This is a genomic window from Aegicerativicinus sediminis (assembly GCF_015476115.1).
Taxonomy (GTDB): domain Bacteria; phylum Bacteroidota; class Bacteroidia; order Flavobacteriales; family Flavobacteriaceae; genus Aegicerativicinus; species Aegicerativicinus sediminis.
The window spans coordinates 1432538-1456907 of sequence record NZ_CP064295.1 but is presented as its reverse complement, the minus strand read 5'-3'; the positions used below and the strand labels follow the sequence as shown (position 1 = coordinate 1456907).

At 36.2% G+C, this 24370-nt stretch carries 24 protein-coding genes; 7 read left to right on the top strand and 17 right to left on the bottom strand.

What is annotated here, in order from left to right; translation table 11 throughout:
• Positions 1-371: 371 nt before the first annotated feature.
• The 9 genes from ISU00_RS06225 to trhO all read right to left on the bottom strand — a co-directional run bounded on the left by ISU00_RS06225 (position 372) and on the right by trhO (position 9503).
• A complete protein-coding gene (locus tag ISU00_RS06225; RefSeq protein WP_228853187.1) occupies positions 372-1031 on the bottom strand; it encodes a CoA transferase subunit B in 660 nt (219 codons plus the stop codon).
• A 2-nt stretch (positions 1032-1033) separates the two neighbouring features.
• Positions 1034-1735 carry a CoA transferase subunit A gene (locus tag ISU00_RS06220; protein ID WP_228853186.1) on the bottom strand — a complete coding sequence of 234 codons (702 nt, stop codon included), beginning with the start codon at positions 1733-1735 and terminating at the stop codon, positions 1034-1036.
• Positions 1736-1832: 97 nt separating this feature from the next.
• Positions 1833-4157, bottom strand: a complete 2325-nt coding sequence (locus ISU00_RS06215; protein WP_228853185.1) for a penicillin-binding protein 1A — start codon at positions 4155-4157, stop codon at positions 1833-1835.
• 5 nt (positions 4158-4162) lie between these two features.
• Positions 4163-4657, bottom strand: a complete 495-nt coding sequence (locus tag ISU00_RS06210; RefSeq protein WP_262892120.1) for a gliding motility lipoprotein GldH — start codon at positions 4655-4657, stop codon at positions 4163-4165.
• A complete protein-coding gene (locus tag ISU00_RS06205) occupies positions 4644-5813 on the bottom strand; it encodes a PSP1 domain-containing protein (RefSeq protein ID WP_228853183.1) in 1170 nt (389 codons plus the stop codon). Before ISU00_RS06205 ends, ISU00_RS06210 begins: the two co-directional genes overlap by 14 nt.
• A 104-nt stretch (positions 5814-5917) precedes the next feature.
• Positions 5918-6823 (bottom strand): radical SAM protein, encoded by a 906-nt coding sequence (locus ISU00_RS06200; RefSeq protein WP_228853182.1) that lies wholly within the window; start codon positions 6821-6823, stop codon positions 5918-5920.
• Between the two features lie 121 nt (positions 6824-6944).
• Complete coding sequence (locus ISU00_RS06195) at positions 6945-7175, bottom strand: ferredoxin (RefSeq protein ID WP_228853181.1); 231 nt, start codon at positions 7173-7175, stop codon at positions 6945-6947.
• A complete protein-coding gene (locus ISU00_RS06190; protein WP_228853716.1) occupies positions 7175-8419 on the bottom strand; it encodes a peptidase U32 family protein in 1245 nt (414 codons plus the stop codon). Before ISU00_RS06190 ends, ISU00_RS06195 begins: the two co-directional genes overlap by 1 nt.
• Positions 8420-8429: 10 nt before the next feature.
• Positions 8430-9503 (bottom strand): oxygen-dependent tRNA uridine(34) hydroxylase TrhO, encoded by a 1074-nt coding sequence (gene trhO / locus ISU00_RS06185; RefSeq protein ID WP_228853180.1) that lies wholly within the window; start codon positions 9501-9503, stop codon positions 8430-8432.
• Positions 9504-9861: 358 nt separating this feature from the next.
• Between trhO and recA the strand changes: the two genes are divergently transcribed.
• The 4 genes from recA to ISU00_RS06165 all read left to right on the top strand — a co-directional run bounded on the left by recA (position 9862) and on the right by ISU00_RS06165 (position 13440).
• Positions 9862-10860 (top strand): recombinase RecA, encoded by a 999-nt coding sequence (recA, locus tag ISU00_RS06180; protein WP_228853179.1) that lies wholly within the window; start codon positions 9862-9864, stop codon positions 10858-10860.
• A 128-nt stretch (positions 10861-10988) separates the two neighbouring features.
• A complete protein-coding gene (locus ISU00_RS06175; protein ID WP_228853178.1) occupies positions 10989-11399 on the top strand; it encodes a hypothetical protein in 411 nt (136 codons plus the stop codon).
• 17 nt (positions 11400-11416) lie between these two features.
• Positions 11417-11959, top strand: coding sequence for an RNA polymerase sigma factor (locus ISU00_RS06170; protein ID WP_228853177.1), 543 nt, complete (start codon positions 11417-11419; stop codon positions 11957-11959).
• A complete protein-coding gene (locus ISU00_RS06165; RefSeq protein WP_228853176.1) occupies positions 11959-13440 on the top strand; it encodes a hypothetical protein in 1482 nt (493 codons plus the stop codon). The genes ISU00_RS06170 and ISU00_RS06165 overlap by 1 nt, the downstream gene beginning before the upstream one ends.
• 58 nt (positions 13441-13498) lie before the next feature.
• Here the strand turns inward: ISU00_RS06165 and ISU00_RS06160 are convergent, their stop codons facing one another.
• Entirely contained in the window at positions 13499-14257 is a 759-nt protein-coding gene (locus ISU00_RS06160) for a lysophospholipid acyltransferase family protein (protein WP_228853175.1), read from the bottom strand.
• A 102-nt stretch (positions 14258-14359) separates the two neighbouring features.
• Here ISU00_RS06160 and trpS point away from each other — a divergent pair, with 102 nt between their 5' ends.
• Complete coding sequence (trpS, locus tag ISU00_RS06155; protein ID WP_228853174.1) at positions 14360-15328, top strand: tryptophan--tRNA ligase; 969 nt, start codon at positions 14360-14362, stop codon at positions 15326-15328.
• Here the strand turns inward: trpS and dprA are convergent.
• Entirely contained in the window at positions 15325-16428 is a 1104-nt protein-coding gene (gene dprA, locus ISU00_RS06150) for a DNA-processing protein DprA (protein WP_228853173.1), read from the bottom strand. The genes trpS and dprA overlap by 4 nt on opposite strands.
• 99 nt (positions 16429-16527) lie before the next feature.
• Here dprA and ISU00_RS06145 point away from each other — a divergent pair, with 99 nt between their 5' ends.
• Together ISU00_RS06145 and ISU00_RS06140 are read left to right on the top strand one after the other, a co-directional pair.
• Positions 16528-17460, top strand: coding sequence for an HU domain-containing protein (locus tag ISU00_RS06145; RefSeq protein WP_228853172.1), 933 nt, complete (start codon positions 16528-16530; stop codon positions 17458-17460).
• A 54-nt stretch (positions 17461-17514) separates the two neighbouring features.
• The gene (locus tag ISU00_RS06140) at positions 17515-18024 is read left to right on the top strand and encodes an acyl-CoA thioesterase (protein ID WP_228853171.1); all 510 of its coding nucleotides are present in this window, start codon (positions 17515-17517) and stop codon (positions 18022-18024) included.
• A 10-nt stretch (positions 18025-18034) separates the two neighbouring features.
• Here ISU00_RS06140 and ISU00_RS06135 read toward each other — a convergent pair whose 3' ends face one another.
• Genes ISU00_RS06135 through ISU00_RS06110 form a run of 6 tightly spaced genes read right to left on the bottom strand, consistent with a single transcriptional unit; the run spans position 18035 to position 24362 of the window.
• Positions 18035-19258 (bottom strand): murein hydrolase activator EnvC family protein, encoded by a 1224-nt coding sequence (locus ISU00_RS06135; RefSeq protein ID WP_228853170.1) that lies wholly within the window; start codon positions 19256-19258, stop codon positions 18035-18037.
• Complete coding sequence (locus ISU00_RS06130; protein WP_228853169.1) at positions 19245-20033, bottom strand: DUF4292 domain-containing protein; 789 nt, start codon at positions 20031-20033, stop codon at positions 19245-19247. Before ISU00_RS06130 ends, ISU00_RS06135 begins: the two co-directional genes overlap by 14 nt.
• Complete coding sequence (locus tag ISU00_RS06125; RefSeq protein WP_228853168.1) at positions 20023-21381, bottom strand: tetratricopeptide repeat protein; 1359 nt, start codon at positions 21379-21381, stop codon at positions 20023-20025. The genes ISU00_RS06130 and ISU00_RS06125 overlap by 11 nt, the downstream gene beginning before the upstream one ends.
• A 29-nt stretch (positions 21382-21410) precedes the next feature.
• Positions 21411-22430 carry a sugar nucleotidyltransferase gene (locus tag ISU00_RS06120; protein ID WP_228853167.1) on the bottom strand — a complete coding sequence of 340 codons (1020 nt, stop codon included), beginning with the start codon at positions 22428-22430 and terminating at the stop codon, positions 21411-21413.
• 9 nt (positions 22431-22439) lie between these two features.
• The gene (dut, locus tag ISU00_RS06115; RefSeq protein WP_228853166.1) at positions 22440-22886 is read right to left on the bottom strand and encodes a dUTP diphosphatase; all 447 of its coding nucleotides are present in this window, start codon (positions 22884-22886) and stop codon (positions 22440-22442) included.
• A 15-nt stretch (positions 22887-22901) separates the two neighbouring features.
• Positions 22902-24362: a lipopolysaccharide biosynthesis protein gene (locus tag ISU00_RS06110; protein ID WP_228853165.1), complete on the bottom strand. Its 1461-nt coding sequence runs from the start codon at positions 24360-24362 to the stop codon at positions 22902-22904.
• Positions 24363-24370: the final 8 nt, after the last annotated feature.

Genomic DNA, 24370 nt, shown 5'->3' with positions numbered 1-24370 from the left:
GGCCTACAAAAAAGCTAGTCATGCCGCAGCGAAGGCTACAACATGAATAACTTTTTGGTCAACATTAAAATGCTTTTGACTAATCTTAAAGAATTTTGAAATCCACTTAGCAGTTTGGTTTCAATTAAAGTAGGTTTAGGTAGATTTAGGTACACTTTCATAGGTTTCAATTTATGATGGATTTGGGGCAAATCATAAATTAAGTTCATGATAGATTTGAGTTTTAATGTTGTTTAGATTTGGGATTGCTAATATGCGATGAAAATTCATATAAATCAGTTAAATGACATGTTTTTTCGATGAATTACATGATTTTTTAACTTTTACAGAATTTAAGTAATATTTTTCTTACTTTTAAAGTGTTGCTGAAATTATATTTCCATTTCAGGAATATCATTGGAACTGACGATGAGATGTCCTTCTGTAGCTTGTTTTATCTCTTCAACTGTTACTCCAGGAGCACGTTCCAATAATTTAAATCCATTTTCTGTAATTTCAAGTACCGCAAGATTTGTAACAATCTTTTTCACACAACCCACACCAGTTAAAGGCAAGGAACAACGCTTCAATAGTTTAGACTCCCCTGCACGATTTGTATGCATCATTGCAACGATGATATTTTCTGCACTTGAAACCAAATCCATTGCACCACCCATCCCTTTTACCATTTTCCCAGGAATTTTCCAATTTGCAATGTCTCCATTCTCCGCGACCTCCATAGCCCCTAAAATGGTTAAATCTACGTGCTGTCCCCGAATCATTGAAAAACTCATAGCCGAATCAAAAAAGCTTGCCCCAGGAAGCGTAGTGATAGTTTGTTTCCCGGCATTGATAATATCTGGATCCTCATCCCCTTCAAACGGAAATGGTCCCATACCGAGTACCCCATTTTCAGATTGAAATTCCACCTCGATATCCTCACGCACATAATTGGCCACTAAAGTGGGAATACCAATACCGAGATTTACATAATAACCATCCTTTACTTCTTTGGCAATACGTTGAGCAATTTGATTTTTATCTAAAGCCATAATTAACTGCGTTGTCTTACTGTTCTTTGTTCAATGCGTTTTTCATAATTCTTGCCCTGGAAGATTCGCTGCACGAAAATCCCAGGAATATGAATAAAATTTGGATCTAATTCACCTACAGGAACTAATTCCTCAACTTCGGCCACTGTAATTTTAGCAGCACCACACATATTCGGGTTAAAATTCCTAGCTGTCCCTTTAAATATCAAATTACCAGCATGGTCCCCCTTCCATGCCTTTATAAAGGCAAAATCTGCTTTGAAGGAATGTTCTAAAACATAATCCTTACCATTGAATTTACGAGTTTCCTTTCCTTCTGCTACTTCTGTTCCAAATCCGGCTGGTGTAAAAAAGGCGGGTATTCCTGCCTGTGCTGCCCTGCACCTCTCTGCCAAAGTACCTTGGGGTATTAACTCCACTTCCAATTCTCCACTTAACATTTGCCGCTCAAATTCTTCATTCTCTCCAACATATGAAGAGATCATTTTCTTTATTTGATGTTTCTTTAATAACAGACCAAGTCCAAAATCATCCACACCGGCATTATTAGAAATACAGGTTAAATCTTTAACATTTAAACGCACTAATTCTGAAATCGCATTTTCAGGTATTCCGCTTAACCCAAACCCACCAAGCATAAAGGTCATTCCGTCTGAAACACCTCGCATAGCCTGAGATACATCGGTTACAGTTTTTGAAATCATATAGTAATTTTTGTTCGTATAATTTACAAAATAATAATGCCATCCGAAAAGGTTTTGGAGCCTCTTCAAATGGCAAAATTGAATATTTTAAGTTTTATTAAAAATCTAGAACCTCATCTAGAATTTCTTCACTGTCAGGTTGAATGTCCCCTTCTACCCTCGAACAATCCACATTAATGGAAAGTTCTGCAGGACCTTCAAACTCTTCTTTAGAAACATTTAATTCAGGATCCTCGTAACAAGCTTTCATAAATAACGCCCAAATAGGAAGAGCCATGGAGGCACCTTGTCCATAAGTTATGGTCCTAAAGTGTGCAGCTCTGTCTTCAGCACCTACCCAAACTCCAGTAACTAAATTTGGAACCATCCCCATAAACCATCCATCACTTTGGTTCTGTGTTGTTCCTGTTTTACCCGCAATTGGATTGTCGAACTCATAAGGATAGCCTGTAATAATTTCTTTATAAACAGCCTGGTTACCCGCAAATGCATGTCTTAAACGCCCCCCTGAACCAAATTGAGTTACACCTTCCATTAAATTTACCGTTACATAGGCTACTTCTTCGCTAAGCACATCCCTCGTTTCAGGTGTAAATTGATATAGTACGGTACCATTTTTATCTTCAATTCTAGTAACCATAACAGGTTTAGTATAAACTCCTTTGTTAGCAAAGGTGGAATAGGCCGCTACCATTTCAAAAACACTTAAATCTGGTGTTCCCAAAGCAATAGCAGGCACTGGTGGAATATCTGATTCTATACCCAAATTGCGAGCCATTGAAACAACTGGGCCTGGCCCAACTTTATCCATTAAACGTGCCGTTACAGTATTTACAGAATTAGCCAGTGCTCTTTTTAAACTAACAAAACCATCATAATCACCATTGTCATTTCTAGCCGTCCAAGGTTCTGGATTTCCAAATTTGCCAGCTTCAATAGTTATCTGTTGCATCGGGATGGTATCACAAGGCGACAAATGCAATTGATCTATGGCTGTGGCATATACAAAAGGCTTAAAAGTAGAACCGACTTGACGCTTTCCTTGTTTAACATGGTCATATTGAAAATGCTTGTAGTCCATACCTCCCACCCAGGCTTTTACATGTCCTGTTTGAGGATCCATTGACATTAGTCCAGGATGCAAAAAGGATTTATAATACCTCATCGAATCCATCGGTTTCATGATAGTGTCAATTTCTCCTTGCCACGAAAAAATCGTCATTTCAATAGGAACATCGAAAGATTTTATGATTTCGTCATCCTCTTTTTTAAGATCATATTTCATATGCCTCCAACGTTCAGATTGGCGCATACCGCGTTTAAGCAATTGATCAATTTCAGACTTGTCTAACTCCAAGAAAGGTGCTGTAGGATTTCTATCCGGAGTATTCTGATGATCAAATTCTGCCTGGAGATTTGGCATATGTCGCCTCACAGCATCTTCTGCATGCTGTTGCATACGAGAGTCTATTGTCGTATAAATCTTTAAACCATCATTGTAAAGACTATATTTAGAACCATCTGGTTTAGGATTTTTTGAAATCCAATCTTTCATAAAATCACTGAGATAAGCTCTAAAGTAAGTGGCCAATCCTTCGCGATGGGATTCTGGATTATAGTTTAAATCTAATTCCGTGTTTTGGAGGGAATCCTTTATTTTTTCGGTTATAAAATCGTACTTCTCCATTTGAGCAAGTACAACATCCCGTCTATTTTTTACACCAATTGGATTACGCCTAGGATTATATAAGGATGAATTTTTGAACATCCCCACCAACATGGCCGATTCTTTGAGATTCAATTCTTGCGGCTCCTTACCAAAATAAATTTTCGCCGCACTTCTAATTCCATCGGCATTGTTACCAAAATCATAAATATTGAAATACATAGCTATGATTTCCTCTTTGGTATATTGACGTTCTAAGCGAGTAGCAATAACCCATTCCTTGGCCTTTTGAAATGCTCTTCCTAATTTATTTTCAGAAACCTGTTTGGTAAATAATTGTTTAGCCAATTGCTGGGAAATCGTACTTGCTCCACCCCCACTACCTAAAGTGAAAATGGCCCTTAGTGTTCCCCTAGCATCAATACCAGAATGATCTTGATAACGGATGTCCTCAGTTGCAATTAAAGCGTCCACCAAATGGTCTGGCAATGCATCATATTCAACTGGTGTACGGTTATCGTTGTAATAGAATTTTGCTATTAATTTTTGATCAGAGGAAATAATTTGGGAAGCCAAATTTGTAGTAGGATTTTCCAAAATGGTATGATCTGGCATTTCACCAAATAAACCCCATGCTGCGAAAAGAAAAATACCTAAAAAGCCAATAATACCAGCTACAAATAAAATCCAAAACCCACGAATATATTTCGCAAAGTTTTCTTCCTTAGTTTTTTTAACGACCTTTTTCTTAGCCATAGTATTTATTTTGTCCTTTCGATTCTAAATCCAACATCTGTTATACCCTCTAAATTGGTAATTCCGCTTACTTGGCCATTTTCTCTCATTGCCTGCTGGATTCCAACCGTATATTTACCGCTTTCGCTGAAAACAAAAGGTTCTTCGTACCCCTTATACCAAAGTTTATTCTCTTTAACATCTGTAAATCCCGTTCCCAAAAATTCACCTTGTGGATTAGCCATACGATATTCTAAAGTATCCTTAACAGCCTTACCGTTTGGGTAGTCCATCTCAACAATGAGCATTAAATTGCTGTATTTGTAGTCATTATTGTTTCGCAAATTAACATACAAATTATATGAATTTATTGTGTCGGGGGCTACAACACTGAAAGTTTTAACGGAATCTTTGTTCCAATATTTTGGAAGAGACTGATATTGATCGAAAATTTGATTATCATCACAAGACGAAATCACCATTAAAAGGATTAGAAATGGGAGTATCCTACTTTTTGACATTTTTTCTATTCTTGTTGGCTTTTTGCTTATGTCTTTTGTTTTTTCGTTTTTTATTTCTTCGAGGTGTATCGAAACGTGTTAAGCTATCTTGACCCACAACATTTTCAAATTCTGCCTTTGAATCTTGTTCATGGGCAACTGCATATTCTTCAAGACTTGCCACTTTTTCATTCCTCTTATTTTTCTCAATAATTTCTTTGGCCTGCTCTATGGTGAGTTTATGCCAATTCATCCATTCGCCCTCATAAGCATACCAAATAAAACCTTTAAAAATATCTGTTTTTTGGCAGCTAGCGATTCCTTTGGCAGTTTCTAATTTGGTTTCTGTTTTTGGAAAATCCTTTAATGCATCTAAATAAGCATCCAGCTCGTAATTTAAACAACACTTCAACTTACCGCATTGCCCAGCTAGTTTTAAAGGATTAAGCGACAATTGTTGGTACCTCGCCGCCGAAGTGCTAACGCTTCTAAAATCTGTCAACCAAGTGGAGCAGCATAATTCTCTTCCACAAGACCCTATACCTCCTAACCTAGACGCTTCTTGTCTGAAACCTACTTGGCGCATTTCTATACGGGTGCGGAATTCCCTTGCAAAGACTTTAATCAACTCCCTGAAATCAACACGTTCCTCAGCGGTATAATAAAACGTCGCCTTACTACCATCTCCTTGATATTCGATGTCTGAGATTTTCATTCGAAGGTTTAAGTCAATGGCGAATTGCCGAGCCTTCACTTTCATAGGCTCCTCTTTATCTCTAACCTTACACCAAATATCAATGTCTTTTTGGTTGGCCTTGCGATAAATTTTTAGGACATTTTCCTCATCATCTAGCGAAATTTTTTTGCGTTTCATTTGAACCCTTACCAATTCTCCTGTAAGAGTTACCATACCGATATCATGGCCAGTTTTTGCCTGAGTAGCGACAATGTCGCCAATGGCTAATGGAATATTTTCTGAATTATTGTAATACTGCTTGCGCCCGTTTTTAAAACGAACCTCCACACCTTTAAATCCTTCTTCTCCCATCGGGAGCTTCATGTTGGCAAGCCAATCAAAAACAGTAAGTTTATTACAACTATCTGTTCCACAAGTGCCATTATTTTTGCACCCTCTTGGCTGGCCGCTCTTTCCTGTTGAACAGGTGTTACAACCCATATATGTTATATAAAATCCGCTAAACTTCTATAGCGAATGACGATTAATACTATTATTTATACAAACGTAAAGATAAGATTATTTATTAAGTGAAAATTTCCTGCTTAATTGAAATTAACATCATAATTAAGATGGTTTCTCTCTGTCTTTAAAGACTTTTTGCTTTTAAATGCATTTTTAAGTAATTGTTTGCCCCATCCCATTCTATGGGTATAATTTTCGAAAGACTCTTCTTTCCATTTAAATCCTTTTCTAAAAAATTTATTTGGAGAAATATAACAATAGGTATAATCAAAAATAACGCTTGATTCATTGACCTTTTCCAAATCTGATAATCGCTCTGGAGCCATAAAGACAATTCCATGATTTTTGCATTCGTCTTTAAGATGTTGGTAGACTTTTGGATAAACTGACTTAACCTGATCCAAACTAAAGTTTTGGTATGCTGTATTGCCTAAATTTTGAATAGGACGTATTTGCAAAATATCAATAGAATCGGGATTAAATTGCTCGAACAAACGGTTTAATTCCAAAAAATTATCTTCATTGAAGGTATAATTAACTCTCACCTTAAAATCGAATCGCTGTTTCAATTTTATGAAGATTTGAAATACATCCCGAAACCTTTCATAATCTCCTTTACCCATAAAATCCTCATAGGATCTCTTCTCCACCCCATGCAACGAAATAGTGAACTCGTTTAAACCAGCATGCAACATGGCATTTATTGAATCTTCAGTCAATAAATTGGCATTGGTAGTTAAGGAAATATAGGGCACGTTGTACTGCTTCCCCAAACCAATGATTTCGGGTAAATTTTCATATAATGTGGGTTCTGTACCGCAACCTATCTGGAGCTTTAGTGCTCTGGTAAAAATTACTTCCGCGATTCGTTTTACCTCATCAGATGTTAATTGACCCTTCAAGGTTTTCACATAATCCTTATCTGTAAAATAACACATTTTACACCTAAGGTTACATGCCATCACTGGATCTAGATTAACCGCCAAATATCGTTTTTTAAACCTATGGAAAAAATAAAGCGCTAAAAACTTAATGCGATGGCTCTTAATCCTTTTATTCCATCTTAAGAGTTTATATATGTTTATTGCAGAAGGCACCTATTTCCCGTTAAATATTCTTTACAGTGATAATTTTCACAGGACAGGCCTTGGATGCTTGGTCACAAGGCTCTAAAATGGATAAATCCGGTGATTTCAAAGTGAAAAATCCCTTTTTCTCTAAGCTGTGGAGCAATACAGATTTACCGTCCTTTTTAGACATTTGAAACTGCTCAGGAGCCAATTCAACACAATAATTGCAACCAATACATTTATTTCTTTGTAACGTTACAACAATCATTAAGCCTCTATCTTGTTTTCTACGAGTTTATATAGCTTATCTGATGGCCTAATCCTAAAAGGCACTGGAATGGTAACAGAGTCTCCTTTAATGCCTTTATGTAGCTTTTCATCATTAACCAACATGCTATCAACTATTAACTCTTTGGCGCCAGTAGTGGGTCCGGTTATTAAAATTGTATCTCCAAGTTCTAAATCAAAAGATTCAATTTTAAATTCTCCAATACTTGTTTTTGGAAAATAATGAACCCCTTTACCCAAATAAACCTTCTTTTGAGTGGCGTGGGAACCAGATCCTTTACTCCATTCGCCCAACTTCTGACCTAGATAATAACCACTCCAAAAGCCTCTGTTATAAACTTTTTCCAAATCCTTCATCCAAGTGATTACCTTTTCTTTTGAATATGTACTTCCAGCAAGACTATCAATAGCCTCACGATAACACCTAATTACGCTAGCCACATATTCAGGAGATCTCCCTCTACCTTCAATTTTTAAGACTTTAATACCAGCATCTGCAACTTCCTCTAGAAAATCAATTGTACACAGATCCTTTGGCGACATAATATATTCATTGTCAATTTCCATTTCAAAACCAGATTCCTGGTCAATTACGGTATATTTTTTTCGACAATTCTGTTTACAAGCTCCCCTATTCGCGGAAGAATTATGGGAATGCAGGCTTAAATAACATTTGCCCGAAACTGCCATACAAAGAGCCCCATGACCAAAAATTTCAATTTCAACCAATCGCCCTGAAGGACCCTTAATTTGTTCTTTTTCTATCTGTTCCGTTATCTTTTTTACCTGTCGTAAACTCAACTCCCTGCTCAGCACCATGGTATCTGCAAACATGGCATAAAACTTCAACGTTTCTATGTTGGTGATATTAATTTGGGTTGAAATATGTACCTCCATCTGTTGCTCTCTAGCCATTGCAATTACGGCTTGATCCATTGCAATGATGGCAGTAATATCAGCTTCCTTAGCCTTTCTAACTAAGTTCTTTACAACCGATAAATCGTGGTCGTAAATAATAGTATTAAGAGTAAGATAGGTTCTAACACCTTTTTGTTTACACCTTGCCGAAATTTCTGGTAGGTCTTCCATTGTAAAATTCATGGATGCCCTTGCCCTCATGTTTAATTGTTCAACACCGAAGTAAACAGAATCTGCACCATTGTCTAATGCCGCTTGTAAAGATTCGAAATTCCCGGCTGGTGCCATTAATTCAATATGCTGCATCATTAAGAATTTAGGATTCAGTAACAGAAAGGGACTCAAAAATATTTCGCAAATCTTTTTGATATTGCAAATGGCCTGCTCTCCCCTTTTTGAAAATATCGTTGCTATTACCCTGACCTTTTCTTAATGCTTTCTGTTCTTCATAAGGCAAATGAATTATTTCTTGACAAGTTGTTGAGCAGCATTGTTCCATTTTTTCAGCACATTCGTCACATTGAATAAATAAAAGATGGCAGGCATCATTTGCACAATTAACGTGTGAGTCAGCGGGCTTACCGCATTGATGACATTGGGCTATTATATCATTTGTAACTCTCTCAGCCCTGCGATCATCGAAAACAAAATTCTTGCCTATAAATTTATTTTCTATACCAGCTTTATTAACCTGTCTTACATAATTAATAATGCCACCTTCAAGTTGAAAAACCTTCTTAAAACCTTTATGTTTATAATATGCGCTTGCCTTTTCACAGCGAATTCCGCCGGTACAATACATAACAAGGTTTTTGTCCTCCTTATGATCTTTTAAATCTTCCTCAATAATTGGAAGAGAGTCTCTGAAAGTGTCAACATCAGGTGTAATAGCATTTTTAAAATGACCTATTTCACTTTCGTAATGGTTTCTCATATCTACCAAAACGGTATTTGGATCATCTAAAAGGGTATTGAATTCTTCTGCATTGACATGTTTTCCAATATTGGTAACGTCGAATGTGTTATCATTTAAGCCATCAGCCAAAATTTTATCTCTAACCTTCACCTTTAATTTTAAAAATGAAAAGTTGTCTTGTTCAATGGCGATATTCAATCGAACATTCTCTAAAAAGGAAATAGAATCGAGATGGTGTTTAAACTTTTCAAAATTATCTGCAGGTACAGATAATTGGGCATTTATCCCTTCATGTGCAATATAGATTCTACCCAGAACATCGATTTCGTTCCAAGCTAGAAACATGTGGTTTCTAAAAAGTTCAGGATTACCAAGATGCGCGTATTTATAGAAAGAGATAGTGAGCCGGTCTTTACCAGCTTTCTCTATTAATTCTGCTCTTTCCTTCGCGCTTAAATTATTGTACAGTTGCATGCTATACTAACTATTTAAGGTTAAAGTGCGGCAAAGATACAATTTAATCGTTATTAATTTAAAAGCACCGCTATCTGCGGTGCTTTCAAAGGCTTAACTTAACACTTAAACTTTTGGGGGCAACTTGGGTAAGTCAACCATTATTTAAGTTAAAATCGGGGACTAAGTTTTAACCTTTTGTTTTTAAAAAACCAACTATTTGAATTAGCCAAATTCTTAGGTTGAAAACGAATTTTTCATAGCAATTCTTCCCCTTTGTATTATATAGATTCATTGGTGATAAAAAGGTTGCGTCACCAATGGGAAAAATGAAAAGATATTGTAATTTAGCTGTCCTTTTTAATTTAAAAAAAACCCAATGAGCAGCGAGAAAGAAGCGAAATTAAAGGCACTTAAACTTACTTTAGATAAATTAGACAAAGCTTACGGAAAAGGCACTGTTATGAAAATGAGCGATGCCGCTATCGTAGATGTAGATGTTATTTCTTCAGGCTCTCTTGGTTTGGATATCGCACTAGGTGTGGGAGGTTATCCAAGGGGGAGAGTAATTGAGATATATGGGCCAGAATCTTCAGGTAAAACGACATTGACCTTACATGCAATTGCAGAAGCACAAAAGGCAGGTGGCATAGCAGCGTTTATAGACGCCGAACATGCATTTGATCGTTTTTATGCAGAAAAGCTAGGAGTAGATATCGAAAATCTGATTATTTCTCAACCGGATAACGGTGAACAAGCGTTGGAAATAGCTGATAACCTAGTTCGGTCTGGTGCAATTGATATTATAATTGTGGATTCTGTTGCCGCCTTAACACCAAAAAGTGAAATAGAAGGTGAAATGGGAGACTCTAAAATGGGTCTACATGCCCGATTAATGTCTCAAGCATTAAGGAAACTGACTGGCTCTATTAGCAAAACCAATTGTACGATGATTTTCATTAACCAATTAAGGGAAAAGATTGGTGTAATGTTCGGAAATCCCGAGACTACTACAGGTGGTAACGCTTTAAAATTTTATGCTTCAGTCCGGTTAGATATTCGAAGATCGACCCACATTAAGGATAGTAATGGAGATACTGTTGGTAATAAAACTCGTGTTAAGGTTGTAAAGAATAAGGTCGCGCCTCCATTTAAAACAGCGGAATTCGATATAATGTATGGAGAAGGAATTTCAAAGGTTGGAGAAATTCTAGATTTGGCAGTGGAAAAAGATATTGTAAAGAAGAGTGGTTCTTGGTTCAGTTATGAAGATACTAAACTAGGACAAGGCCGAGATGCAGTTAAAGCCTTAATAAAAGATAATCCAGAATTAATGGATGAACTAGAACTGAAAGTCAGAGAACAAATTAAAGCCTAAATAAAAAATCCCGTTAAAACGGGATTTTTTGATTTTAAAACGCAACCATATAATTTGAAATGCATCTACAAAATGATATATGAAGTAAAAAGCAACCCGCAATTGGGTTATAACTAATTTAAAATCTAATGAAATACCTCGGATCACTTTTAGTCTTATTTTTATTAGCAACATCATGTAGTTTAGATGATGATGGAACTAACTACCATTATGAAATTTTGCCCGTTGAATCTGTAGATTTACCAGATTCCTTCGAATATGGAGGGGTTTATGAAATTACCTTAACCTATAACCGACCTTCCACCTGCCATCGTTTTAATGAGTTTTATTTTAGGAGTGATGGAAATGAACGCATTGTGGCGGTTATTAATTCTGTTTTAGAAGAAAATAATTGTACTGAATTGACCGATGATTTAGTAGAAGTGTCTTTTGATTTTAGGGTCATCTATACGGGCACTTATGTGTTTAAATTTTGGCAAGGAAAAGACGAAAATGATAACGACCTCTACTATATAGTTGAAGTACCGGTAGTGGAATAAAATCAGGGGGATAAAATTTGAGTTTAGAAAAACTCATAATTGATTGTAAAAAGAATAATGCAAAGGCTCAAGGAGAACTATACAAGATTTATTCAAGTAAATTGTTTTCCTTGTGCCTTAAGTATTCTAGGAACAAGGCAGAGGCAGAAGACAATTTGCATGATGCCTTTGTAACTATTTTTAATAAAATAGGGCAATATAATGGGCAAGGTTCCTTTGAGGGCTGGATGAAGCGAATAACAATCAACACAGCTTTGCAAAAGTACCGAACTGCAGGTGTCTATGACATCGTAAACGAAGAGGCCCTAGAAAGTGCAGAAGAAGAAATCGAAGATGAAGACTTACCCCTTCAGTTTTTGATTCAAATAATACAAGAATTACCCGATCGTTACCGGTTGGTTTTTAATTTATATGTGTTAGATGGGTATTCGCATAACGAAATTTCTGAAATGGTTGGAATTTCTGTTGGGGGCTCAAAGTCTAACCTAGCCAGGGCCAGAATGATTCTAAGAGAGAAAATTGAAAATTTCAGGACCTCTGAGCAAAAGCAATCTTTGTAATGAAAGATAAAAAACATTTAGATCGAATTTTTCAGGAACGGCTGAAGGATTTTGAAGAGACTCCCGACCCTAAGGTGTGGGGCTCTATCCAAAATACACTTCATAAAAAAGATCGTGATAGAAAAGTAATACCTCTTTGGTGGAAGATTTCTGGTATTGCAGCTGGCTTTTTATTGTTAATCTCTCTTGGTACGTTCCTTTTAGATAATAATTCAAATACAGAGCAACCTGCTATTCAAATTACTGAAAGTGAAATCATTAACACTTCCGAAATAGAAGATACTGTTACTAATGTTAAAAAAGACATCACTATTACAGCTATTGATACTTTGCAATCTGAGAAGAATGAAAATAATTCAGGGCTTCCTAGCAGACAGACTTTGGCTAAAGAGGAAGTTGCCTCCCAATTAACTAGCGAGTCTAATGATAAAAACTCAAAGTCTAAAATAGCTAGATCAGATGCTAAAAAATTAATTTCCAAATCAGAAGAGAATACCAATTTGGCAATTAATGAGAATATTAGATTAGCAACTGAAAATAATCAGAATGAAGCAACTGACCCATCAGACTTAAATTCTAATCCTTTCAGCAAATCAAACAATTTAACTGAACAAGTTGCGAAAACAGAAATTTCAATTGAAGAAAATACCGCAGAAGATAATTCTACAAATGAATTAGATAAAAACACTACCTCAGACCTTATAAATATTGAGGAAGCGCTTGCAGAAAGTGAAACGACTAATGAAAAAGAAAAACCCCGAATAGACAGATGGGCCATTTCCCCAAATGTGGCCCCTGTTTATTTTAATTCTTTAGGGAAAGGATCCCCAATTCACCCACAATTTATAGACAATACTAAAGCTGGGGATGTTGAAATGAGCTATGGTGTTACCGGAAGTTATTCTATTAATGAAAAATTAAAGATAAGGCTTGGTGTTAATAATGTAAATCTTGGATATACCACAGGAGATGTTATTGTATATGAAGACATTAATGCCTTCGTGGGCAACGATGACATAAACGGAAACATTGCTATGGAGAGGTCCAGCAACAATACATCATTTTTAAGTGCTACATCCATAAATACTGCGGAGGCACCAGATGTATTTATTAGTAATGAAAAAGGTTCTATCGATCAGGAATTTGGCTTTATTGAAATCCCCTTAGAACTAGAATACAACTTGTTTCAAAGCAAATTTGGAGTTAACGTTATTGGCGGTTTTAGCACCTTTTTCTTAAGTAAGAATGAAGTGTATACCGATATTAGTAATATCAGGCAATATGTCGGTGAAGCAACAAATTTGAATAATACCAGTTACAGTGCCAATATAGGCCTCGGAATTAATTACAATTTGTCCAAATTGTTAGATATTAATCTAGAGCCCATATTTAAATATCAGTTTAACACATTCACCAATACCTCCGGGAATTTTAAGCCCTATATTTTTGGTGTTTACAGTGGAGTGCGGTTTAAATTTTAAGTTTTTAGTTGGTTAGATTAGCTGTTTTAAATCCCATTAATCAGCGATAGAGAGCCGTTCATGTCCCGAGCGGCTTTTTGTTTTTATTAAAATTCTGTAATTCGTTTAGGATTATCGTTCTTGCTCGCTCCCTTATTTCGGGCGAGTCTTTAATTTCGAGGTTTTGAGTGCTTAAAAATTCATTTTGCTTAACACGCATTACACCCGGACCACCACTAAAAAAAGAAAATGAAAAACGCTTTTTATTATCAGGAAACACCAATGGTACTATAGGGATTTGGTGATTAATTGCTAAGCGAAAAGCACCATCTTTAAATTCATCTAATATTACATGCTCGTCCGGAACTCCTCCTTCAGGAAAAATACAAACACTTAACCCCTGTTTCAATCGTTTTTGAGCACTCTTGAATACAGCTTGCCTACTTTTTGCATCACTTCTATCTACTAAAATGCAAGTACGTTTATAAAAGAATCCAAACAAAGGAATTTTAGCTAATTCTTGCTTGCCAACAAACACAAATGGATTTTTTACAGCATATAACATTAACATAATGTCCGCCATGGAAGTGTGATTAGCAATAAACATATAACTCTCCTTTGGGTTTGTTTTCTGTTCTCGACATATTATAGGTCGAAATCCCATCCCTAACAAAATAAAGGTTGCCCAAAGTCTAGCTAACTTAAAAAACTGTGGATACCACTTTTCCTTTGAAATAACAATAATGAGAACCGGAAACAATAGGATTATTGGGATTGCAACTAAGATGTAGAACCAAATTCGGTACAGAATCCAAAAAATGTACTTAAATACCACCATCAAGGCCAAAACTACTTAAAATAAAGGAGACATTTGGCCTAAATAATTACCTTTGACGTCTATTTTTAAAACCTGAAAACAGGTATTTAATTATTAAAAGAAATGGCGCGCATTTTAACAGGTATTCAGAGTACAGGAACTCCACATTTAGGAAACATCTTAGGGGCTATAAAGCCGGCAATAGAAATGGCTTCAGAAAGTGATAATGAATCCTTTTTGTTTATAGCAGACATGCATTCGCTCACCCAAATTAAGGATGCGGAACAGTTAAAATTCAATACTTATTCAACTGCAGCAACTTGGTTGGCTTTTGGCCTAGATATTGAAAACAGTGTTTTCTACAGGCAAAGTGATGTGCCACAGGTTACGGAATTAACTTGGTACCTGAGTTGTTTTTTCCCTTACCAAAGACTTACGTTGGCCCATAGTTTTAAAGATAAGGCCAATCGCTTGGAAGATGTTAATGCTGGTTTATTCACCTATCCTATGTTGATGGCAGCTGATATATTGCTATACGATTCTGAAATAATACCAGTCGGCAAGGATCAGTTACAGCATATAGAAATGACTAGAGATGTGGCTTCTCGATTCCATGCTAAAATGGGCGACACTTTTGTGATGCCTAGAGCAGATGTTCAGGAAGACACCCAACTTATTCCAGGTACAGATGGTGAAAAAATGAGTAAAAGCAAAGGAAACACCATAAACATTTTTCTTCCTGAAAAACAACTTCGCAAACAAATTATGTCCATCCAAACAGACAGCACCCCTATAGAAGATCCAAAGGACTGGACTAGCTGCAATTGTTTTGCCATTTTTAGACTCATCGCTACAATTGAGGAGGTTGAGCAAATGAAGAAAAATTATGAGGCCGGCGGTTATGGTTACGGACATGCCAAGCAAGCTTTGTATGAACTAATGCTTAGAGAATATGAAACGCCACGAAGGTTATATCAACACTATATGGATAATCTAAGTGAATTAGATGATGCATTAGCAATAGGTGCGTCCAAAGCAAAAACTGTGGCTGATGGAGTTTTAAAACGTGTTAGGGATAAAGTGGGTTATTAAGTCAACTCAAACAATTTCCCTGGCAAGGGTCTTACGACCCCTTTTAGTTCCATGCTGAGCAATGAACTTGCGACTTTAAAGATTGGTAAACCACATTCAATGGCTATTACATCAAGCATTTGTTGATTGTTGTCATTTAAATACTTATAAATCGTTTTTTCGTTTTCATCCAATTCAACAAATAATTGTTTTTGAACAGTTGACTTTTTAACATCCTGTAATTGCCAATTTAATATATATGGCACATCCATCGGGTTGGTCAGGGTATGTGCCTTTTGAAATTTGATCAAATTATTACATCCAACACTTTGTGAATCGTTAAATCTTCCAGGCAATGCAAAAACCTCCCGATCATAAGAATTTGCTATATCCGCCGTTACCAAGCTTCCCCCCTTTTCCGATGATTCAATTACAATGGTGGCTTCACTGAGACCAGCAATAATGCGATTTCTCCTTAGAAAATTGTTTCTATCGAAATCATCAATACTCCAAAAATCTGTTAGAAAACCTCCATTTTCCTCCATTTCTGACATATACTTCTTATGGACCTTCGGATAAATGATATTGAATCCATGAGCCAAACAACCTATAGTTTGTAAGCCGTGTTTAACGGCTGCCTTATGGGAAGTGATATCAATACCATAGGCAAACCCCGAAACGATGACCGGATTGAAAATGGCCAATTCCTCCACCAATTTCTCACAAAAGGAAACACCATAACTTGTCGCATTTCTGGTACCCACTATACTTATTAGTTTCTTATTCTTCAGATCGATATTCCCTTTAGAGAAAAGCAATATTGGTCCATCTATACATTGCTTAAGATTATCCGGGTAATCTACATCTTCAAAAGAGGTTACCTTAATTTTTTTATTCTGGATATACTGCAATTCTTTTTCAGCCAGATCTAAATGGTTTTTGTTTAATATTTCATCCACCATCACCGATCCTATACCTTCAATTTTCAAAAGATTCTTTTTGCTTTCCTCCAAAACGGATTGAGGGGAACCGCAGTGAGCAATTAATTTTTTAGCAGTTATATCCCCAACTTTTGGCACGTGATGAAGGGCAAGTAGGTAAAAAAGTTCAAGGTCTTTCATTCAGATAATGAGTTTATTAAAAAAAGCGAATTTTGTTTGTTAATAAAAATTAAAAATTCACTTTTTCATGCCTCACAAATTCTTTTACATTTGTTAATAATGCAACTAGAAACATACATTAGCGACCTTTTATACAGATACGATTGTGTAACAATTCCTGAATTGGGGGCCCTCCTCACAAAAAGGCATTCTGCTATAATCGATGAAGTTAGTTCAACCTTTTACCCACCTAAAAAGGTAATTTCCTTTAATGAACAATTACAGCAAAGTGACGGGTTATTGGTCAGTTATATTTCTGAGGTTGAAAAAATACCCTTTAGCACAGCATCAGAAAAGGTTCAAAAATATGTTAGAAGCATTAAATCCTATTTAATTGAAGGCGAAACTATTACCTTTAAAAATATAGGAGATATGGTTTTGAATAACGAAGGAAAAATTGTTTTTCAGCCTGCCTACCATATTAATTATTTAACCGATTCTTTCGGTCTTGAACAACTTAGTACACCAGAAATACTTAGGGAAACTTATACTAAGGAAGTTGAAGAGATTGAAAAAATTATACCAATTACAGTCTCCAATCCAAAAGGCAATCGTTTCTTGAAATATGCTGCTGTGGCCATTATCGCCCTTACCTTGGGTATGGTAGGCGCTGGGGCTTATATAAACCAACAGATTGCAGATCATAATAAATTGGCGCAAGAGGAGGCTAATGAAAAAATCGATCATAATATACAAGAGGCAACTTTTGTAATCGACAATCCCCTTCCAGCCGCTACCATCAGGCTTGAAAAGCAATCAGGTAAATACCACCTAGTTGCAGGGGCTTTCCGTGTGCAAGAAAATGCAGAAAATAGCATCAAACAATTGCGGTCTGAAGGTTTTAAGGCTAGAATACTTGGAGTAAATAAATACGGCTTGCACGAAGTAGTATATGAGAGTTTTGAAGATCGCATGGAAGCCATTGAAGCATTAAGAGATATTCGTAAAAATCACAATTCCAGTGCCTGGATGTTGGTTCGCGACCTAGAATAAGTAATTCCACATTTCCTATTTAAACTGTATCTTTGCCAGCTCAAATTCAGTTGAATGACCGCAAAGACTCCAGAACAATCGAGAACAATAATGACAGACTTGGTTTTGCCAAGTGAAACTAATCCATTAAACAATCTTTTTGGAGGAGAATTGCTAGCTCGTATGGATCGGGCTGCCAGTATATCCGCCCGACGACATTCTCGCAGAATTGTAGTGACGGCTTCTGTTAACCATGTGGCATTTAATAGAGCGGTACCTTTGGGAAGTGTAGTCACCGTAGAAGCTAAGGTAAGTAGAGCCTTTAGAACCTCAATGGAAGTTTATATTGATGTTTGGACTGAGGACAGGGAATCTGGCAATAGAACTAAAGCCAATGAGGCAATTTATACATTTGTAGCGGTGGATGATATGGGAAGACCCGTTGAAATCCCCGAACTCAGACCAGAAACTGATTTAGAAAAAGAACGCTTTGAAGCTGCCTTAAGGAGAAAACAGTTAAGTTTGGTATTAGCCGGAAAGATGAAACCTAAAGACGCAACAGAACTTAAAGCTATTTTCGAATAATCACCAAAACTTACATGTTATAAAGCCAAAGTGCTGGGTTTTCTGTTTTTGTGTTTTTCCAAACAGAAAAACTTAATATGGTTTGCTTGGCTATTACATCCGTGAACACTTCACCTATTTCTTGCTTTGTGGTAACTTTATCACCCTTCTTTACATAAACCTTGGATAGGTTGCTATAAACTGTAAAATAGTTACCATGCTGAATAAGCACAACTGGGTTACCTTTTCGCGGAACCGAAATGGCTTTTACCACACCATCGAACACGGCTCTTGCTTTGGTTCCAGAACTGGTAGCAATACGAACTCCATGGCTCATTATCGGCACCTTTTTGTCTATTGGAGAGGGTTGTTGCCCATAACCTAACTGCACTACTCCCTTTTCCACTGGCCAGGGTAATTTACCCCTATTCGCTTCAAAATTTGCAGCAAGTTTTTTTGCTTCAGCTGTTAATGCAAAGGTTTCTGAGGAGGAGGATTTACCTGCACTTTTGTTTGATTCTGCAATTGCTTCTTTAATTAATCGCTCAATTTCACGGTCAATTCTATCGGCTTCCTGCTGCTTCTTTTTAATTTGTGCCGCGTAACTCGCCATGTTTTTGCGTATGGATGCCATTAAGGTTTCATGTGCCGCTAGTTCAACCTCCAATTGTTTTTTAGATTCACGATTTTCCGCAACCAAAACATCCTTTTGTTTTTTCTGTTCGAGTAGGGAAGTATTAAGTTCTTGTAATTTTTCAGTTTTATTTTTTATCTCCGCAGCCTGTTCTTGTTGGTATTCTCTATACTGCTTAAAGTATTGAAGACGTTTATACGCCTGTTTGAAGTTTTCAGAAGAAAGCAAAAACATCACCCTACTTTGTTGAGACTTATTTTTATAGGAAGTAACTATCATAGCTGCATAAGCCTCTTTCAGTTCTTCAAGTTGTTTTCTTAAATTTCCTATTTGTTTTTGGTTATCATTTATTTCTCGTGTAAGGAGGTTAGCCTGATCGTTTGTGACTCTGATTAGATTTTGCATTACCGTTATTTTACGGTTTAAATCCTCAACTTGGGTTAATACAGATTTCTCTTTCTTCTTGTCCGTGAAAAGTAAAGAGTTCATTTCTTTAATCTCTTTCTGGAGCTGTTGCCTTTTTGCCTCCAATTGCTTTTGTTTCGCACTTTGGGCAACAGAAGTGAATGAAATCAGTTGAAATAGCAACCCGAAAAGAATAAATGCCCTAATCTGTTTCATCAAGCTTAATTTCTTTAAATCCAGAAGGAATATTAAATGGGAAACGGACTTCTTCGTTTAAGGATACGGATTTATACTCCAATTCAATATTAAGTTCGTCTGTGTCCTCAACGGCAATAATTTTCATGTTTAATGGAACTTTCTGCTTGTCAATTTCTTGATAACTAGCATAATCCACTTGTAGAATTCTTTTGGTTAGTGGCTGATAAAATTGTTGCGAATCCATTTTAAAGTAAGCAGGATTCAGCAAATAAAATAATTCAAAAACTGCACTTTGCTCCTTTGGGTGTAAAACATATTTATTTTCATTAACCGAGGATTCATAATTACCATCAAAACCAAAAATGGCCTCCCCTAACAACATGTTTTGAACCTTAAAAAAGTCTAATTCAACTCCCAATAATTTACTTAATAGTGCATAATCACCTTCAAAATATTGATTGTTGATTTTATCATAAAACTGCACCTTATTTGGGGTAATCATTACTCTAGCCAATCCTAAAGTTGCATTCAACCAAATCACTTCATCTTTTTGCATTCTAAGATTGGCCGTGTACCCTTGACTATCCTCATTCTGCCTGTAGTCAATTTTTAGCCTGCACTGCAAGGTTTTAAATCTAGCCTCCTGTTTTTGGTTTTCTTTTATTATCTGTTTCGCAGTGAGATTTTCATTGACGGTTCCGTCAACATCCAACCCCTTAACTGATTTACAGGAATAGGGTGATATTAATAGGGTAACAATAAATATGAAAAATAATGGCTTTTTAATTTCCATTCTTAAGGGCTTCAGCTTGTTTAAAATACCATTGAGATTTAGAAGTGTTGTTTTCTAGGGAATAAGCAACAGAAAGTTGTTTGTAAAAATCGATTTCCATAGGTTTGTCATCAATTAAATATGTCAGGCCCATTTCTAAGGTTTCTATCGCCTTTTTACCACTTTTTAATCCATTAAGAGACACACCGTTCAATAAATATAATACAGGTTGAGCGGGATATAGGTCTAAAGCGGTCTGACTTACCTTTTGAGCGTCTGTAAACTTTCCTAAATCTATCTGTAATAAAATTGTATTCTTTAATAAATCTAAATCTTTTGGCTCATCATTAAGTGCCATTTGAAAATATTCCAATGCTTTTGGTTTGTTGTTCGCCTGTATATAATACATTGCCATCTGCTTATTGGTTTTAGCATTTGGATTTGAATCTAGGCCGGCAGTAACATCCAATAATTCAGGCTCATATTCTGAATTCTCCCCTACGAAATTCACAAAATCACTCAAAACCTTGGTTTTAGCGTCTGGTTTAATTTCTGAACTTTTCAAAACAATTTTCATTGACTTAACCGCTTCTGAAGTCTGCCCTTTATCAAGATAAAACTTATAAAGTGCCAAATGTACCAATTGCGATTGTGGATTTACGGCAAGCAATTGTTTGGCAATTTCAAAAGCTTTATCGGGCTGCTCCATCTCGCTATAACGGTAGATTAGGTTTAGATAGTTAATCTCATTACCTGGATCCATTTTCAGCCGTTCTTCTAAATTTTCTATGCGATCCTTATCCTTGCCAGTAAGATTATATATCTGATTTCTCAAGTAATCCCTATCTGTACTAATCCCATATTTGGCATCTAATTCATCTAACAATTCCATGGCATCATTAAACTTTTCAGCTTGAATATAAAGCGATACCAAATCTTGTTTATAATCGGGATGGTATTTAACCAGCTGCCTAACAGTCTTTACAGCCGAATTTAAATCGTTTTGCTGAAGATACACATGGTAAAGCTCATCTAGATACCATTCGTTATCTGGCTCCATTTCTACAGCCTTTTTAAGGGATTCTTCTGCGGCTCCAAAATTTTTTAACTGGTTGTAGTTTTTTCCTAGTTCGTAATAGACAACAGATTTAGAATTATCCAGGTCTTTGCAATGCAACAATGCATTAATAGATTTTTGATAGTTCTCTATTCCATGTTCTTTTAAAGCTTCAAAAAAACTCTCTTGAAAAGCATCCTCAACATTTCCCAAATCATCATCAGGTCGCTTATTAAAGTCAACCTGAGCCTTTAGATTTAAACTAAAGCACAGAGTAAGGATAAATACCGCTATGTTAAGAATTAATTTCAAGAATTTGATTTATGTTGATTTTGCAAAGGCTATACCAAACTACTGTAATCACCAATACTAATCTTATTGAATTCGCCATCGAATTCTACAAAATTACCAATCATGGCTTCATCTAAATTAGCATTTTTAATTACTGAATTTGTTTGGATTAAGCTGTTTTTAACAATTGAATTTTCAACAACAGTACCCTCGCCAATAGATACAAATGGACCGATTTTGCAATTCACCAATTTAACATTGTCACCAATAAAACATGGCGGAATAATCGTGGAATCGTGGTTCTCCATGCTTTCTGAAACTAAAACCTCATCCTTCTCAATTTCTAAAATTTGAAGCATTTTGCCATTAGTTTCTACCGTTACTGCCTTGTTTCCGCAATCCATCCATTCGTCCACCGTGCCAGTTTTAAAAACTTTCCCATCCTTCATCATACGCAAAATTCCATCATTAATTTGATATTCTCCACCATTGACGATGTTTTCATCTAATACGTGCTGCAATTCATTTTTAAGAACGCCAATATCTTTAAAGTAGTATATCCCTATAACCGCCAGATCACTTACAAAATTCTTGGGCTTTTCAACCAATTCAATAATTTCATTGCGCTCATTAAGTTTAACAACGCCATAGGCCTCTGGATTTTCCACTTGTTTAACCCAGATTACACTATCTGCGTCGGTATCAAGATCAAAATCAGCCTTTATTAAAGTATCAGCATAGGCAACAACCGCAGGTCCACTTAAGGAGGGCTCTGCACACATTATAGCATGCCCAGTTCCCAAAGGTTCATTTTGTCTATAAATTGAAGCTTTAGCACTTAGTGTAGCAGCCAACTCCTCTAGACTTTTTACAACCTCATCACCAAAAAATGCCGGTTCGCCTAATACAAAAGCGATTTCTTCAATGGGTTCATTTAATACTTTGGCAATATCCTTAACCAATCGATGTACTATCGGTTTTCCTGCAACTGGAATTAAAGGTTTAGGTATTGTTAATGTATGTGGCCTTAATCGGGATCCTCTCCCGGCCATAGGGACTATTATCTTCATTTAATGCTATTATTTACTGCCCGTACTTCCGAAACCTCCACTGCCTCTGGCAGTTTCAGTTAAAACATCTGCTACAAGCCATTCTGCTCTCTCGTGTTTGGCTATTACCAATTGTGCGATACGCTCACCTGACTCAATATTAAAAGGCTCATTCGATAAGTTGATTAAGATTACTCCTATTTCACCTCTATAATCGGCGTCGACGGTTCCAGGCGCATTCAATACAGTGATTCCTTTTTTGGCAGCCAATCCACTTCTTGGACGTACTTGAGCCTCATAACCAATAGGTAATTCAATAAACAATCCTGTTTTAACAATGGCTCTTTCCAAAGGCTTTAAGATTATTGGTGCGTCCAATACAGCTCTAAGATCCATTCCTGCTGATGCTTCAGTTTCATATGAAGGTAATGAATGCTCTGAAGTGTTAATAATCTTAATTTTTACAGTTTCTGCCATAATTCTTTAATCAATTCAAAATTTGAAGTAGCGTTTAATTTCTTTCCGTTCCAAAAAATATAAGATGGACAAAAATATTAATAATAATAGGGAACCAAGAGCTATATCACGATCAAAAGTATAAAAGGAGAGATAAGAAAACACAATTGATAATATCAGAAACACTGAAATATTCTTCATGTCGTAGGGTACAGGGTAATATTTTTTGCCAAGTGTATATGATAAGATCATCATAACACCGTAAGCTGCCAAGGTCGCAATTGCGGATCCGTTATAACTGATCAATGGAATTAAAAGCAAATTCAATACTAGGGTAATTCCTGCCCCTACAATAGATACAATGGCTCCAAATCTTGTTCTGTCGGTTACTTTGTACCATACAGAAAGGTTGTGGTAAATTCCTAAACACAAATTGGCTAATAAGATAATGGGCACTATATGCAGGGCTTCCCAAAAGGCACTATCAGGAATTAAAATTACCTTGAACACATCAATAAAAACCACTACCACCAAGAGTATTAAACTCCCAAAAATGACAAAGAATTTGGTAATTAAGGCATAGGTTTCCTTTGCATTCTTAGAGGATGCGTGGTTAAAGAAAAAAGGTTCTATCCCCAAACGAAATGCAGTGGCAAACAACGTCATAAACACCCCTAATTTGTAACAGGCAGAATAAATCCCGACCTCGGATTCCGCAATGTCCTCCGGAAGCATATATTTCAGTAGGATCTTATCGAAAGCCTCATTGATTGAAAAAGCAATTCCTGCAACTAAAACTGGTAATCCATATGCCATCATTCGTTTCCAAACAGAGGCATTGAAACCCAAATTTATTTTTAAATAAATAGGAAGAAGGAATAAAAACGTTAAGCCACTTGCTATTAAATTGGCAATGAATACATAACCAACTTTATTCTCTGCCAAATACCACGAATTCCAAATACTGTCTGTATTGTCTCTTACCAAAACAGGAAGCCACAAAAAAAAGAATAAATTAAAACCAAGATTAATGAGTACATTCCCAACCTTTATGATGGTATAAGTTGTTGGCCTTTCATTTGCTCTATACCACACAAAAGGTATTACGCATAAGGCGTCAAGACCTAGTATTAATACAGCATAAAGTATATATTCAGGTCGAAATTCTAGGATGTTTGAAATTTGGGATTTAAACAGCAATCCAACGGTTACAAAGAGTAACGTAGATACCACCAAGGAAGTAAGAGCTGTGGATTGAACAAGCTTTTTAGGTTGATCCTCCTTATTTATAAAACGGAAAAAGGCAGTTTCCATGCCATAGGACAATACTACATTACCTAGAATTAAAAACGCCATAAGACTAGCATAAATACCGAATTGTTCGGTACCCAACACACTTACGTATAAGGGGACAAGAACAATACTCAGAATCCTTGGGAGTACGGTTGCAATCCCATAGATAGCAGTCTGCTGAAAGAGTTTTTTTAAAACGCCCAATGAAAGAT